The sequence below is a fragment of the Stenotrophomonas maltophilia group sp. Smal13 genome (genome assembly GCF_030236855.1).
GTDB classification, from domain to species: domain Bacteria; phylum Pseudomonadota; class Gammaproteobacteria; order Xanthomonadales; family Xanthomonadaceae; genus Stenotrophomonas; species Stenotrophomonas maltophilia_A.
This window is the reverse complement of the sequence record NZ_JASJSQ010000013.1, coordinates 1-15,106: the sequence shown is the minus strand read 5'-3', so window position 1 is coordinate 15,106 and position 15,106 is coordinate 1. Positions and strand designations below refer to the sequence as shown.

11 protein-coding genes are annotated in these 15,106 nt (G+C 66.0%); 7 read left to right on the top strand and 4 right to left on the bottom strand.

Features of this window, described 5'->3' with window-relative positions; translation table 11 throughout:
• The first annotated feature begins 208 nt into the window (after window positions 1–208).
• The 4 genes from QRO95_RS06715 to QRO95_RS06700 all read left to right on the top strand — a co-directional run bounded on the left by QRO95_RS06715 (window position 209) and on the right by QRO95_RS06700 (window position 4,916).
• Window positions 209–1,348: an SPFH domain-containing protein gene (locus QRO95_RS06715; RefSeq protein WP_049401484.1), complete on the top strand. Its 1,140-nt coding sequence runs from the start codon at window positions 209–211 to the stop codon at window positions 1,346–1,348.
• Window positions 1,349–1,368: 20 nt separating this feature from the next.
• The gene (locus tag QRO95_RS06710; RefSeq protein ID WP_285302044.1) at window positions 1,369–2,721 is read left to right on the top strand and encodes a TFIIB-type zinc ribbon-containing protein; all 1,353 of its coding nucleotides are present in this window, start codon (window positions 1,369–1,371) and stop codon (window positions 2,719–2,721) included.
• Complete coding sequence (locus QRO95_RS06705) at window positions 2,718–2,975, top strand: hypothetical protein (RefSeq protein WP_032127215.1); 258 nt, start codon at window positions 2,718–2,720, stop codon at window positions 2,973–2,975. Before QRO95_RS06710 ends, QRO95_RS06705 begins: the two co-directional genes overlap by 4 nt.
• 276 nt (window positions 2,976–3,251) lie before the next feature.
• The gene (locus tag QRO95_RS06700) at window positions 3,252–4,916 is read left to right on the top strand and encodes a tyrosinase family protein (RefSeq protein WP_285302043.1); all 1,665 of its coding nucleotides are present in this window, start codon (window positions 3,252–3,254) and stop codon (window positions 4,914–4,916) included.
• Window positions 4,917–4,969: 53 nt separating this feature from the next.
• Here the strand turns inward: QRO95_RS06700 and QRO95_RS06695 are convergent, their stop codons facing one another.
• Together QRO95_RS06695 and QRO95_RS06690 are read right to left on the bottom strand one after the other, a co-directional pair.
• Window positions 4,970–5,866, bottom strand: a complete 897-nt coding sequence (locus tag QRO95_RS06695) for a tyrosine-protein phosphatase (RefSeq protein WP_285302042.1) — start codon at window positions 5,864–5,866, stop codon at window positions 4,970–4,972.
• A 17-nt stretch (window positions 5,867–5,883) separates the two neighbouring features.
• Entirely contained in the window at window positions 5,884–8,172 is a 2,289-nt protein-coding gene (locus tag QRO95_RS06690; protein ID WP_285302041.1) for a TonB-dependent receptor, read from the bottom strand.
• 123 nt (window positions 8,173–8,295) lie between these two features.
• Between QRO95_RS06690 and QRO95_RS06685 the strand changes: the two genes are divergently transcribed.
• Window positions 8,296–8,949 carry a TetR/AcrR family transcriptional regulator gene (locus QRO95_RS06685; RefSeq protein ID WP_285302040.1) on the top strand — a complete coding sequence of 218 codons (654 nt, stop codon included), beginning with the start codon at window positions 8,296–8,298 and terminating at the stop codon, window positions 8,947–8,949.
• 435 nt (window positions 8,950–9,384) lie between these two features.
• The gene (locus QRO95_RS06680; protein WP_343237323.1) at window positions 9,385–11,094 is read left to right on the top strand and encodes a PAS domain S-box protein; all 1,710 of its coding nucleotides are present in this window, start codon (window positions 9,385–9,387) and stop codon (window positions 11,092–11,094) included.
• 77 nt (window positions 11,095–11,171) lie between these two features.
• Here QRO95_RS06680 and QRO95_RS06675 read toward each other — a convergent pair whose 3' ends face one another.
• Both QRO95_RS06675 and QRO95_RS06670 read right to left on the bottom strand, forming a co-directional pair.
• A complete protein-coding gene (locus QRO95_RS06675; protein WP_285302037.1) occupies window positions 11,172–13,115 on the bottom strand; it encodes a MacB family efflux pump subunit in 1,944 nt (647 codons plus the stop codon).
• A gap of 2 nt (window positions 13,116–13,117) precedes the next feature.
• Complete coding sequence (locus QRO95_RS06670; RefSeq protein WP_285302036.1) at window positions 13,118–14,299, bottom strand: efflux RND transporter periplasmic adaptor subunit; 1,182 nt, start codon at window positions 14,297–14,299, stop codon at window positions 13,118–13,120.
• A 236-nt stretch (window positions 14,300–14,535) separates the two neighbouring features.
• Here QRO95_RS06670 and QRO95_RS06665 point away from each other — a divergent pair, with 236 nt between their 5' ends.
• Window positions 14,536–15,102: a hypothetical protein gene (locus tag QRO95_RS06665; protein ID WP_236494342.1), complete on the top strand. Its 567-nt coding sequence runs from the start codon at window positions 14,536–14,538 to the stop codon at window positions 15,100–15,102.
• The last annotated feature ends 4 nt before the right edge of the window (window positions 15,103–15,106 follow it).

Below are 15,106 nucleotides of genomic sequence, written 5' to 3'. Positions count from 1 at the left end.
ATCCTTGAAGATTAGCTAAGATTCCCGCCGGACTGTAGCGGATTCCGCCAGACGAGTGCTTGCCGGTGCTTGACGCCCCGTTGGCGGGATGACCGCGCCAACACAGTCCCTGATTCACCCACCGGCACCACAGCCGCCCCCGGCCACTGCTATATTCAGTCCAGCTCGGCAGGCATGGTGCCTGCCCTCGAATCACAGGGAGTTGGTCATGGGTCTGGTACAGGCGGTGAAGGGTGCGGTTGGCGGTGTGCTGGCCGACCAGTGGAAGGACTTCTACACCGTGCCGGCGGGCCTGCCGTCCACGGCGGCGCTGTTCGCGGCCGTGCCGCAGGGCACCAATGCCGGCCGCGGCTCCAACACCAGCGGCTCGTCCAACATCATCACCAACGGCTCGAAGATCATCGTGCCGGAGGGCTATGGCCTGCTGCTGTTCCAGGACGGCGCGATCACCGCGTTCGTCGCCGAACCGGGCGGCTACGAGTGGCGCTCTGACGATCTGAACTCGCAGTCGATCTTCGCCGGTGACGGCCTGGTCAGCACCTTCATCAAGCAGAGCTGGGAGCGCTTCAAGTTCGGCGGCCAGCCGGGCTCGCAGCAGGCGGCCTACTTCGTCTCGCTGAAGGAACTGCCGGACAACCGCTTCGGCACCCAGTCGGAAATCTACTGGGACGACGGCTTCCTTAACACCCAGGTCGGCGCGGTCACGCGTGGTTCGTACACGCTGAAGATCGTCGACCCGATCCTGTTCGTGAAGAACTTCGTGCCGGCCAGCTACCTGCAGCCGGGACAGGTGTTCGACTTCACCGATCTGGACAACGCCGCGGCCAGCCAGCTGTTCAATGAAGTGGTCGGTTCGCTGGCGCCGGCCTTCAGCCTGTATACCAACGACCCGAGCAAGGGCAACCGCATCACCAAGCTGCAGCAGGACTCGCTGGGCTTCGCGCAGAGCCTGTCGGCTGCGGTCGAACAGGGTTACCAGTGGAAGTCCGACCGTGGCCTGGCCATCGTCAAGACCGCTATCGTCTCGATTGAATACGACGCCAATACCCGCGAACTGCTGAAGACCGTGCAGCGCGCCGATGCGTTGTCCGGTTCGCGCGGCAATTCCAACCTGCAGGCCAGTGTCGCCCAGGGCATCCAGTCGGCCGGCGAGAACGGCGGCGCGGCCGGCCTGGTCGGCGTCGGCATGGCCTCGGGCATGTTCGGAGTGGGTGGCATGCAGCAGCCGGTCACTCCGGCCGCGGATGACCCGGTCGCCAAGCTGAAGAAGGCCAAGGAAATGCTGGACCTGGGCCTGATCACCCAGAGCGACTATGACGCCCTGAAAGCCAAGGCACTGGGCCTGTAACAGCAGGACGCACAACGAACATGTCCGATCCCCGAAACGGCCCGCCGCCGCTGCCCGGATCCGCGCCCGCGACGCCGCCGCCCTTGCCGGCGGCGTCGTTGGATGGGCCCGGTTCGCCGCAGGACGTCCCTCCCCTGCCCGGCAGCTTCCCGCTGGACACCTCGAAACTGCCACAGGCCATCCGCGATGAAGTGGAAGCGCCCGATCCTGTGGCCATCGATACTTCGGCCAGCGAGCTCAAGGACGGCCTCAACCGCTGCCCGAAGTGCGGCGCCACCGACATCCGGCCCAAGGCCGGTACCGATATCCTGATCTGCCTGTACTGCCGTCACGAATGGCATGGTGCACGCGTCGAGGAGGAGTTCGGGCTGGGTGAGGCCATCGACCAGCTGCGCGGTACCGTCATCGCCTCCGGCGCACGCGACATCGATGCCGACACCTCGGCGTTGATGACCTTCAAGTGCACGGGCTGTGGCGCAGAAGTCACGGTCAACACCGAAAGCACGATGACGGCGCGCTGCCACTGGTGCCGCCACGTCTTCGGCGTCAACGAGCAGATTGCCAATGGCGCGGTACCCGATGCGGTGCTGCCCTTCCACATCAAGAAGGACGATGCGGTCGCGCGCATCCGCCAGTTCGTCGACAAGCGCCGGATGTTCGCGCTGAAGGCGTTCAAGGACCAGTTCACCCCTGAAAACGTGGTGGGCGTGTTCCTGCCCTACATGATCGTCGACAGCAATGTCAGCGCTGCGGTGGCCGGCAAAGGCGAGATCAAGACCCGTGAATACACGGTCGGCAGCGAGAAGAACAAGCGCACCCTCTACGACGCCGATGTCTACCAGGTCGAACGCCAGGTCGATTTCACCGTCGACGATCTTCCGCTGGAATCCTCGGCCGAGCGCGGCAACCTGGATACCCGCGCCAACACCAACAACATCATCAACACCATCCTGCCGTTCGATACCAAGAACGCGGTGAAATGGAACGCCTCCTACCTGGCCGGCTTCACTTCGGAGAAGCGCAACCTGGATGTGGAAAAGCTGCGGCCGCGGCTGGAAGACCAGCTGCTGTCGATTGCCCGCGCACAGGTGGAAGGCTCGGTGAAGCGCTACAACCGCGGCGTGCGCTGGGAGCAGGAACAGCTGGAGGTGCATGGCACCCGCTGGGTGTCGATGTACCTGCCGGTCTGGCTGTACTCGTACCATCAGCCTGGCAAGAACGGCGGCATGCTGCACTACATCGCGGTGAACGGCCGTACCGGCGAAACCATGGGCAGCGTGCCCGTGCAGCAATGGAAGATGCTGCTGGCGGCCCTTGCCACCGGCACCGTCATTGAAGCCCTCGCAATTGCCTTCCTGGTGGCATCGACATGAGCGACGACAGTGGCCTCTGGCTGTTGGCGGCAGGTCCGGCCGGCGCAACCGCGCTGTACTGGGCGTTGTACCGCTATTACCGCAACACCGACAAATCACATTCCTTCGAGCACGAGACCGAAATCGAGGCGCAGCCCGTGACCGGTTCAGACCAGCAGGTGGGCCGGGTCACCGGCACCGAGGAAAAGCGCATACGCGGTGACAACGTGTACGAGTACCGGAAACGGGTGGCAAGGGTGAAACCCGACCAGTAGAGCCAGGCCATGCCTGGCTGATCGACAACGTCGCAACGACGACGGTGAACAGCTTCAGCCGGGCAGATGTGTACGCGCCTGCGACTGTGGCCTGCTTCGCAGATCAGCTTTGTTTGCCATGCCTATACTACCGCCGCTTCCACCCCGGCCATCGTTGCACCTGCCGGTGGAAGCGGCGGGGCTGGATGTCCCCGTCGGGCCGGCCGACACGCTGCCGCCGGCCCTGCCAGTGATTTGTAACCCAACGCGGTTCAACCAATCACCAGGGGGAAGGCTATGCGCTACACACGTCGTGATTTTCTTGCCACCACCGCCAGCGCTTCATTGGCGTCACTGGTGGCGCCCGGAGCCTGGGCCAGCGGCGCCGCACCGGCCGGAAAGGCCGCGCAGGCGCGCTACCACCGCTACAACGTCACCAGCCCCGAAGGCCAGCGCATGCTGGCCAGCTACGCGCGTGGCATCAAGGCCATGTTGGCACTGCCGGCAGACGATCCACGCAACTGGTTCCGCAATGCCTTCGTGCATCTGATGGACTGCCCGCACGGCAACTGGTGGTTTTATGTCTGGCACCGGGGCTATGTCGGCTACTTCGAACAGACCATCCGTACGCTCAGCGGTGATCCGCAGTTCGCCATGCCCTACTGGGACTGGACCGAGCTGCCACGGATTCCCCCGGCGATGTTCGACGGCGTATTGACGCCCACTGACAGCGCCTATGCGCCGTATACGCGCAACCTGGCGGTCTTCACCCGGTTCATGCGCCCGGCGTTGCAGCGCTACTGGGACACACTGGATGCAGGCCAACGCGGCCAGCTCAAGTTCCGCGGCTACCTCACTGCAGACGATGTCTGGAACGATGTAACCGGCTACAGCGTCGCGGAAAAGACCGGCATCTCGGGCAATGCGGCCTATGCGATCACCTGCGGCGCCCGCTACCTCTGGCGCGAGAATCCCGGCTTCGATGCAAAGACCGCTTCGGCCGTGTCTCCCGACACCATCCACGCGGGGCTGTCGCCGGTCGAGTTCTACAACGACGATGTCAGCCGCAGCTTCACCAGCTCGCGTACGGCCTCGCACGTGGTGCAGCCTGACGGCGCCACGAAATTCTCGGTACTGGAAGGATTCCCGCACAACAAGGTGCACAACTGCATCGGTGGCGTCGGCGCGGTCGATCCCGGCCCCTACGGCAACATGACCAACTTCCTGTCACCACTCGATCCGATCTTCTACCTGCACCACGCCAACATGGACCGCCTGTGGGATGTGTGGAACCAGCTGCAGCAGTCCCGCGGCAAGCCGATCATGCCCATCAACGTCGACCAGCGGCGTCAGTTCATGAACGAACCGTTCCGGTTCTTCGTCGATGCACAGGGCAAGCCCGTTGGCGAGCGTCCGGCCAGTGCGTTCTTCTCCACCACGGCCTTCGACTACGACTACGTCTACGCGCGCCGCAACGACATGCTGGAGGCGGTCACGCTGCCAGCAGCTGCCGGCGCGGTGCGGCTGGTGCGCGGCACACGCTCCGATGGCGCCGTCCGCGTGGCTGTCCCCAGTGAGGCGGTGCGCGCGCATCTGACCACATCGGGCCCGCGTCAGTTGATTGCCGAAGTGACCCTGGAGCGACCACGCGGTTTGAACAATACGCGCGAGTTCGACGTGCTGATCAACGCACCGGCGGGCACCGCCTCCGTGGCGGCCGACAGTCCGTACTACGCCGGCACCGTATCGTTCTTCGGGCCGACCATGGCCGGGATGGATCACAGCCACCCAACCACGTTCGCGGTGCCGCTGCCGCAGAAACTGGGGGCCCTGCAGGCGCTGAATGCCGCCGATGGGGGAACGACCACGCTGGAAATCCGCCTGGTTGCATCGTCCGGCCAGGCACCGCAGACATTCCCGGTGCTGGATGCCGCCATCCTGGTAGCGCCGCCGCAGCCGTGATGACGCACGGCAGGTGCCGGGCTGTCCGGCACCTGCCTTCAGCCTGGCAGTCTTCAGCCAGCCTGCCCCAGCCGTACCTTCAACTGCTGGATCTCCTGTTCGCTGACCCCGATCGACTTCAGGTAACCCTCTGCACCACCGTACTGGCTGTGCAGTACCGCCAGGAACTGCTCCATGTTGTCCGGCGCGGTACCGGACATGCCGGCCATCTTGCGGCCGATCTCGGGGTTCTGCTTGACCAGCGCCATGATCTGCGCGTTCATCGCGCTGTCCTTCGGCTGCCCTTCCAGGTAGTGCGCGGAGATCGCGTAGTTGTGCACGATCTCGGCCTTCGGCACGCCCACCAGGTCCAGCAGCAGGCCAGCGATGATGCCGGTGCGGTCCTTGCCGGCCGTGCAATGGAACAGCACGGCACCGTCCTGCTGCGCGGCGATGCGCTGGAACACCTGCTTGAACTGCGGCTGGCTGTGGCCCAGCCACTGCACATAGGCTTCGCCCAGCGAATCCGGGAAACTGGTCATCATCTTCTGCAGGTCCATCTTGTCGGTGCCCATCAGCGAAATGCGCTGGTAGGCAAAGCGATCATCCCTGGCCAGCAGGTCCGGCGACTGCGCCTCTTCATCGGCAGTACGCAGGTCGATATCCAGCTTCACGCCGGCCGCGGCCAGGGCATCACGGTCGGCATCGGTGAGGCGGCCGAGGTCTGCGGTGCGCACGAACGCATCGGCCGGAATCGGACCGTGGCGGCCCTGCAGGCCGGCGAAGGTACGCACGTTCCAGGCGCCCTGCAGCGGGATCACGCGCTGCGCATCGGCAGCGACGGGCATCACGTTCGCAACGGCCGTCGGCTTCGCGGCGGCGACCTGCGGCGCATCAGCGGCAGCCGCCGTCGCAGCCATCGGCAGGCTGAGCATCAGGGCCAGGACAAGTTCGGTAGAGCGGTGCTTCATGGAATTCTCCGTTCGAATCAGAAGTTGACGGCCATTTCCAGGCCGAAGGTACGCGGGTCGTTGAAGATGCCGCTCTGGCCCAGCGCTGCGCTGTTGATCTTGTAGAACAGGTGCTGCTCATCGAGCAGGTTGCGTGCCCACAACGAGAACGACATGGTGGTGCCAGTGCTGTTGACCGGCACATCCACCAGCGCCACCCGTGCGTTCACCACGAACGAGCTGTCGGTCAGCATCTGGTCGTACTCGCTGGTGTAGTAGCCATCGGACCAGTTGCCGTCCACATGGAATTTCAGTGCCGAGAAGTTCGCGAACGGCACCAGGTAGTCGACCGACAGGCTGCCGGCGTTCTTCGGCGCCAGCAGCGGCTGGACCGTTACCTGCACCCCTGCACCGAACGGGTCCGTCGCGGTCTGCGCGTCGATCTTCGTATAGGCGTAGTTGAGGCCGAGGGTGAGGTTGTCCACCGGCATCACGTTGAACTCCAGCTCCGCGCCGCGCGACTTGCCATCGCTCAATGCATTGGTGGTGACCATGGTGGTGCGGGTTTCGCCGCTGTTCGGGTCGAACGGCAGCGAGAAGTCCATCTGCTTGTGCGTGATGGTCGAATCGAAGACCGCCAGGTTCAGGCGCGCGCGGTTGTCCCAGAACTGCGATTTGAAGCCCAGCTCATAGGCCGTCACTTCTTCAGGACCGAACGCGCTGTAGTTGGTCGAGCGCGAGTTGGCACCGCCGGCCTTGAAGCCGGTGCTGTACTTGGCATAGACCATCGCGTGCTCGCCGAGGTCGTAGGCGATATTGACCATCGGGTCGAAACGGCTCCAGCGATCCTTGAACGCAAGGTTGGTCGCCGCACCATTGACGATGTACAGGCTGCCCTTCTTGTCATCGCGGGTATAGCGGCCACCCGCTGTCAGGTGCAGCCGCTGCATCGCTTCCGGGGTCCACGTGGCCTGGCCGAAGACGCCCAGGCTGTCGGTCCAGGCCTTGCTGGCGCGATCGATGCGTACCCGCGAGAGATCCAGCGGGTTGGTCGCCGGATTCACGGTGTAGCTGTTGCCACCCGGCCCCCAGACCAGCATGTTCGGGGTCTGCGCATTGTCACCAGCGGTCTCGTGGTAATAGAACGCACCGCCCAGGAACTGCACCTGCGAGGTGTTGCCGATCAGCTGGAATTCCTGGCTGTACTGGTGCTGGTAGACCTGGGCCAGGCTGTAACGCCCGAAGGGTGTGCCTGCGCCACCATAGGCCGAAATCGCATCGACCAGCCCCATGTCGAACTGCCCCTGGGTGAGTTCACGGTAGGAACTGATCGACTTCAACTCCAGGTTGTCGTTCAGCGTCCACGACAGGTTCAACAGATGGCCACTGGTCCGTCCGATGTTGTCTTCCTGCGGCCCGCCCAGGATGGCGCTGTCGCGGCGATCCTGGCTGGCGCCGGCCTTCTGCAGGGGGCTGAGGTAGGCGCCTGGCACCAGCACCTGGGTGTGATATGGCGTGGTGGCATCATAGGAGCGATCGAACGCGTACAACAAAGAGAAGTCATCGCTCGGCTGCCACAGCGCACTCAGGCGGGCGCCGCGCTTGTCGTAACTGTTGAAGTCACGCTCGCCGCGCATCGGATTGTCGGTGGTGCCGCCACGCTTGGCCTGCACGGCGTCGATCTTGAAGCTGACATCGCCCACCTTGGGCAGATCCAGGTGCAGCGCACTGTTGTAGCCGCTGAAGTTGGACACGCCAGCGCTGACGTTGCCGCCAAACTCGCCGGTCGGCGCCTTGGTGACGATGCTCACCGCGCCGCCTTCGGTATTGCGGCCGAACAGCGTGCCCTGCGGCCCCTTCAGCACTTCGATGCGCTCCACGTCGTAGAGCATGCTGCCCAGGCCCTGCGCGCGGCCCATGAACACCCCGTCGACGTAGATGCCGACGCCGGCATCGCGGGCCGGTTGGTTGGCGTCGCCGGAGGCGCCGATGCCGCGGATGCCGATGTTCAGCGCCGAACTGCGGGTAGCGAACGGCGTGACCCGCAGTGATGGGATGGAGCCATCGGACAAGCTGCCCAGCGAAATCGCGCTGCGGTCCTTCAGCGCTTCGGCATCGACCACCGATACCGAGATCGGGGTCTCCTGCAGGTTGGTGGCGCGTTTCTGCGCAGTCACCATCACCTGGTCAAGGGCGACCACGGTGCGCGCGGCATCGGCGGATGCCTCGGCGTCGGCGCTGGGACTGTCTTCGGCATGGGCCAGCGCCGGCAGTGCGGCGGCAATGGCGAGGGTGAGCAGCGGGCGGTGCAGCAGGGCGTGGCGCATCGGACTCATTCGCGGAAGGAGAAGGCCGGCGCAGTCTGGGAGGCGGGAATTACAAATGAATGACCGTTCATTCACACCTTTTGTGACGTACTATCCCGCCTCTGGACGCCCCGACTTCATGCAATGACGCCGAAAACCGCCGTAGCCGCACCCGCTGACGCCCCTGCCGCCGCCCCTGCCGCCGCCCATGCCGAAGCCCAGCGCCGGCGCATCCTCGACGCCGCCCAGAAGTGCTTCATCACCCGTGGTTTCCATGCCGGTTCGATCGGCGACATCGCCGCCGAAGCTGAGATCAGCCAAGGGCTGATGTACCGCTACTTCGCCAACAAGCGGGCCTTGATCCTGGCCCTGATCGAGCGCCAGCTGCGCCACGACCAGGCCTCGATCAGCGAGATGCCGGCAGCATCGGACCTGGTGGACGGGCTGCTGGAGTGTTATCAGCAATGGGCACGCGGCGAAGTGCTGCCGATCCACGGCAATGCCATCGCCAGCGTGGCGCTGTATGCGGAAATCAACGCCGAGGCGCATCGCGACCCGATGCTGGCCGAGGTGCTGCGTACCCATGACAAACAGACCAGCGCCGCGATCCATGCCTGGCTGCGCCAGCGTGACGTCAATCTGGGCCGCGCCGTGGACGAAGAGCGGATTGCCAGCCGAACCCTGCTGCTGCGACTGCTGGTGGAAGGGCTGGCGATGCGTGCCGTGCGCGATCCCGACCTGCCGCCGGAACGGGTGCGCGCCCTGCTGGCCGATGCCATTGGTCGTGTGATGGGGTAGTGCCGGCCGCTGGCCGGCATCTGCAGTACCCCGGCGTCACGAAGTTGCCGGCCAGCGGCCGGCACTACCCAGCCTATGCGGCCCACCATTGCGGCTGCTGGCGGAACGCCCCGTGATGCGTGCGTTGCGCGTTGCGTCGCCTGCCGGCCAATCGACCGGTAATGCCGGCCGCTGGCCGGCATCTGCAATGATCCGGATGTCATGAGGTTGCCGGCCAGCGGCCGGCACTACCCCGTCGTTACCCCGTCGTTCGACACGCGCTGCATGTCCGCGACCGCCGTCACGTTTTGGCTCGACCCACGTGCGGCCCACCGAAACGCTGATGCCAACGCGTCACACCGGCATCACCCGACGCTGGCGATACATAACGCGGTACGCACTAGCGTAGTGCCCGACAGCCGAAGCCGCCCTTGCCACCCCGCCCTGAAAAGTGCCATGGACGAAGCCGAACGACTGCTTGAACTCGACCGCCTGCACCTGCTCGACACGCCACCAGAGCCTGTTTTCGATGCGATCGTCGCCGCCGCGCGTGCCGCAACCGGCATGACCATGGCTCTGATTTCAGTTGTTGCCGACGAGCGCCAGTGGTTCAAGGCCAACATCGGGCTGGAAGGTGTCAGCGAAACCGCGCGCGAGATTTCATTCTGCACCCATGCCATACAGCAGGACACGCTGTTCGAGATTCCGGACGCGCGCCAGGACCCGCGCTTCGCCAGCAATCCACTGGTCACCGGCGGCCCGCGCATCCGCCACTACGCGGGGATCTCGCTGGGCTCGGCGCATGGCGCGCGCATAGGAACGCTGTGCCTGCTCGACCCGATGCCGGGCGTTCTGTCTCCCTCCCAGCGCGAATTGATGGTGCATCTGGCCCGGGTCACCACTCAGGTGCTGGAGCAGCGCAGCACGCTGATGGCCCAGGTCGGCCAGGCCAAGGCCCTGCATCGTGAGCTGAAGCGCAGCGAGGACTTCCTGGAGCGCACGAACCGCGCGGCCCGGGTGGGTGGCTGGGAAATGGACCTGGTCAGCAACGAGGTCCGCTGGACCCGCGAAACCAAGCAGATCCACGGCGTGCGCAGCAACTTCGAACCGACGCTCGAAACTGCGCTCTCGTTCTATCGCGAGGACAGCCGAAACATCATCCGCACGGCGGTGCAGCGTTGCATCGATGAAGGCACGTCGTGGGAGGTGCAGCTGCCGATGACCACCGCCGACGGACGAGCCATCTGGACCCGCGTGGTTGGAGGCCGGCAGCAGGTCGATGGCCGGCCGCGGCTGGTCGGGGCCATACAGGACATCACCGAGGAGCGCGCCGCGCTGGATGCACTGGAAGCCAGCGAAACCCGCTACCGGCGGCTGTTCCACTACAGCCTTGGCCTGATCTGCACCCACACGCTGGAGGGCGTGCTGACCTCGGTGAATCCAGCGGCTGTGCAGTCACTGGGCTTCGATGAGAGCTACATGATCGGGCGCAGCTTGTGCGACCTGATGCCGCCGGAGAAGCGGGTCGCGTTCAAGGCGTATCTGGAACGCATCGCAGTCAACCACACCGATGCCGGCGTCATCGAGCTGATCGCCGCCGATGGTACCCGGCATTTCTGGGCGTATCACAACGTGCTCGACAACGAGGCCACCCCACCCTACGTGCTCGGCCATGCGCAGGACGTCACCGCACTGCGGATGCAGGAACAGCAGTTGCGCGAGATGTCCTTCAAGGATCCCCTCACCCAGAGCTACAACCGCCGCTTCCTGCCCCGCCTGGACGAACTGATCGACCAGCCTTGGGCCTGCCTGATGTTCGATCTGGATCATTTCAAGCAGATCAACGACACCCAGGGCCATGCACGGGGTGACACGGTGCTGGTCGAGTTCGCCGCCTTCCTGCGCGCTCCACTGGGGTCAATGGAAAGCGTAGTGCGTATGGGTGGCGACGAGTTCATGGTGGTGCTGACTGCACCGGAACCGGGACGGCTGGCCGCGCTGGAGCAGTGGTATGCGCAGCATGCCGGGCAGTCACCCACACCCTTCTCGCTGGGCGCGACCCACCATGCACCCGGCGAGACGGTGGCCGACACCCTGCAGCGCGCCGACAGCCGCCTGTATCGCGAGCGTGCACGCGTGCGCACGCATCCGCGCCCCTCATCCTGAGGCTGCTCCTGTGGAGCCGAAGGCAACGGCCCCTGCCGTTCCCTTGGGCTCCACAGATGCCCGCACCGGGCTTGCGCCTACTCCGCTGCCAACGCCTGGATCGGGTCCAGCTGCGCCGCGCTGCGCGCCGGGAAGTAGCCGAAGCCAAGCCCGATCGCAGACGAACATGCCAGCGCGGCGAGCACCGGCCCCGCCGTGAACAGGAACGGCACACCCAGCGACAGCAGGCTGGACAGCGCACCCACCCCGAACGCGAACAGCACCCCCATCGCGCCACCGAACAGGCAGATCAGCACCGCCTCGATCAGGAACTGGCGCAGGATGTCGCCCTGCCGCGCGCCCACCGCCAGCCGCACGCCGATCTCGCGCACGCGCTCCTTCACCGAGACCAGCATGATGTTCATCACCCCCACCCCGCCGACCACCAGCGCCACTGCTGCGATGGCCGAAACCAACGCTGCCATGGTCTGACTGGACTTCATCACCGCCTTGCGGATCTGGTCGGCGTTGTAGATGAAGAAGTCACGACGGCCATGCAACCGCTCCAGCTCGGCCCCCAGCGAGGCCTCGGCGGCGTTGGTGGGCACGTCGTCGCGCACACGCACCGTGATGCTCTCCAGGCGCTCGCTGCCCAGCAGCCGCGAGGCCGCCGAGGTATACGGCACGTAGACCGTCGGGGTTGCACCGCCAGCGAACGCATTGGCCCCGACCACACCGATCACCTCCACCGGCATGCCGCCCAGCAGCACCGTGCTGCCAATCGGGTTGCCGCTGAACAGCGCTTTGGCGGCCTTCTGGTCGACCACACCCACTGCGCGATGCGCATCCACTTCGGCGTCGGTGAAGAAGCGGCCGGCCTTCAGCCGCAGCCCACGCACGCGCGGCATGTCGGCGCCTACGCCCAGCACCTGGGTGTTGGCACGCCGGTTGCCCTGCAGCGCTGCCACCGATCCGCTCAGGTTCGGGCTTACGCTGTCCACGTAACTCAACGCCGCAAGATGGTCCGCATCGCCCACCACCAGCGTCTCGATCTCCGCCGAGCGCGGGTCACCGAAATCCGAGCCCGGGAAGATCTCCAGCGTACTGGCGCCCAGTTCGGTGATCTGTGATTCAACCTGCGCCTGTGCACCCTTGCCCAGCGCAACCACGGTCACCACGGCCGCTACGCCGATGATGATCCCAAGCATGGTCAGCAGCGTGCGCAGGCGATGGGCCAGCATCGAGCGCACGGCCATGCGCGCGGCTTCGCGAATCGCATCCATGCGTGCGCGGCGCTCGGTGACCGGCGACACGCCGCGTTCGGTCCCGGGAGTTTCAGCCGCAGCACGCGATCCCCGCTCGCCGCGGTCGGCCACCACCCGGCCGTCGGCGATCTCGATCACCCGCGCCGCGTTGGCGGCAATCGCCGCATCGTGTGTCACCAGGATCACCGTGTGGCCCTGTGCATGCAGGCGCTTCAGCTCGGCCATCACCTGCTGGCCACTGGCGTGATCGAGCGCGCCGGTGGGTTCATCGGCCAGCACGATCGCGCCGCCGTTCATCAGCGAACGGGCAATGGACACGCGCTGCTGCTGGCCGCCGGAAAGCTGGCTCGGCCGGTTCGCCATGCGTTCGCCCAGCCCCAGCGTTTCCAGCAGCGTGCGTGCACGGGCAGTGCGCACGTCCGCCTCCACGCCGGCATAGACTGCCGGCAGCGCCACGTTCTCGGTGGCACTCAGGTTCTCCATCAGGTTGTAGCGCTGGAAGATGAAGCCGAAATGCTCGCGGCGCAGGCGTGCCAGCGCGTCCGGCGCCATCTGCTCGGTGGCCTCGCCGTTCACCCGATAGCTGCCCTCGGTCGGCCGGTCCAGGCAGCCAAGGATGTTCATCAGCGTGGACTTGCCCGAGCCCGAGGGGCCGATGATGGCGATGAACTCGCCGGCATCGATGCGCAGCGAAACGTCCTTCAGCACCACCACCTCGCCGGCGGCGGAGCGATAGGCGCGCGATACGCCATGCAGTTCCAGCAGTGCGTCGGCCATGCTCACATCCCCAGCAGGCTGGTCGGTTCGGATTCGCCGCCGCTGGGCGCCTGGCCGACCACCACGTTCTCGCCCTCGCGCAGGCCGGACAGGATCTGCACGGCGGTGGCGGTGCGCAGGCCGGTCGTCACCGCACGCTGCTGGGGGCGGCCCTTGGTGTCCACCACGCGCACGGTTCCACGGCTGCCGTCCTTGCCATCCGAATCGGCCAGCGCCGTCAATGGCACCTGCAGCGCGTTGGCGACCCGCGCCAGCTGCAGGGTCACTTTCACCGTCATCGAGGGCTTCAGCTTCAGGCCGGGATTGGCCACGTCGAACAGGCCGGCGTAGTACACCGCCTTCGGCGTCTGCGCAGAGCCACCCGCATTGCCGGTGGCGACGTCGGCAATCGAGGACGGCGCCGGTTCCAGCTGCTGCAGGTGGGATTCATAGCGGCGGCCGCTCGGCCCCAGTGTCGAGAACCACAGCGGTTGTCCCGGTGCCACCAGCTCGACGTCGGCCTCGGCGATCTCGGCGCGCACGGTCATCGTATCCATCTGCGCCAGCATCACGATGGTCGGCGTGGTCTGCATCGAGTTCAACGTCTGCCCGGCCTTGGTAACGATGGCCACGATGTAACCGTCGCTGGGCGAAACAATGCGGGTATAGCCCAGGTTGATCCGTGCGGTTTCGACCTGGGTCACGGCCTGGTCGATCTGCGCCTGCAGCGCGGCCACCTCTGAGCGTGCCGCATCGCGTGCCACGCGTGCGGCTTCGAAACCTTCCTGTGACACCAGGCGCGACGCCACCAGCTGCGACTGCCGCTGGTAAGCACGACTGGCCTGCGCATAGCGGGCCTGGCTGGCGGCATGCTGGGCGCGCAGCGTGTTGGTGGCCGCCTCGGCACTGCGCAGCGCGATACGCTGCGGCTGCGAATCGACCTCGGCGATCAGGTCACCGGCCTGTACGCGCTGGCCCAGCACTACATGCAGGCGCTTGACCTGGCCGGACACCTGCGCACCCACCGCCACCAGCTCCTTGGGATGGACCCGGCCGACCGCCTGTACGGTCTTCTCCAGATCCGCCACCCTTGCCGGTGCGGTGATCAGCGCGGCATCATCGCCGCCGGCAAACGCCCACCATCCAGCGCCGGCGGCCAATGTGGCCACCGTAGCGGCAATGATCCAGGTCCTGCGGTTGCTCATCGAAACGCCCGGCTGCGTGCAGGCGCCCAGTGCGACCGCCGAAACCGCAGTCTGGAAGCCGCGGATGGACGTTTCTTGGAGCCACTGTGGAGATTGCATGGAGGCGCGGCAGCCGTTCAGGCACCAGCCCCGCGCCTGAATGCTGCGGCCTGCGTCCACGCAATCTCGACACAATCTCGACCGAGTCTCCATCAACGGTCGCTAGCCTCGTCGGCCTCGCCGACTGCCCGCCTGCCGTGTCCCTTTCCCATCCAGACCTGCCACCCATCGATGTGCGCCGTGCCTACCTGGCGTGGTGTGCGCCTTCGCCGTGGTTGATCGCCGTCGTGTTGGCATCGACCACCAGCTGGATGCTGGCCGCGCCGGATCCGTTACCCCCGCTGCTGGCGGGCTTCGGGGCGGCCGCCCTGGTGGGGTTCCGCAGCGATGGGCCCGGTGGCACTGGCCGTTCCGGCGCACTCGCGTCGCTGGCGCTGATTGGTCTGGCGGTCTGGGCGGCAACGCACCCGGTCGCCGACGCCACCCTGCATCTGCTGCTCGCCCTAGCCACTCTCGTGGTCGTCGCCCTGCTGGCACTGCGCCTGCGCGCCATCCTGGGCATGGCCTTGCGGCTGCAGGCCCGGGTAGATGCCACTCCCATGGCATCGCGCTGGAGCAAGCTGCCGGCGGCGGTGTCCACCCTGATGCTGCAGCAGCTGCGCGGCGCAGGTGCAGTGGAACCGAGTCTGCGGCGCACGCTGGTGCTGGCCACCCTGGCCTGGGCTGCCAACGAAGAGGCGCAGGACATGCAGTGCCGACGATGACCCG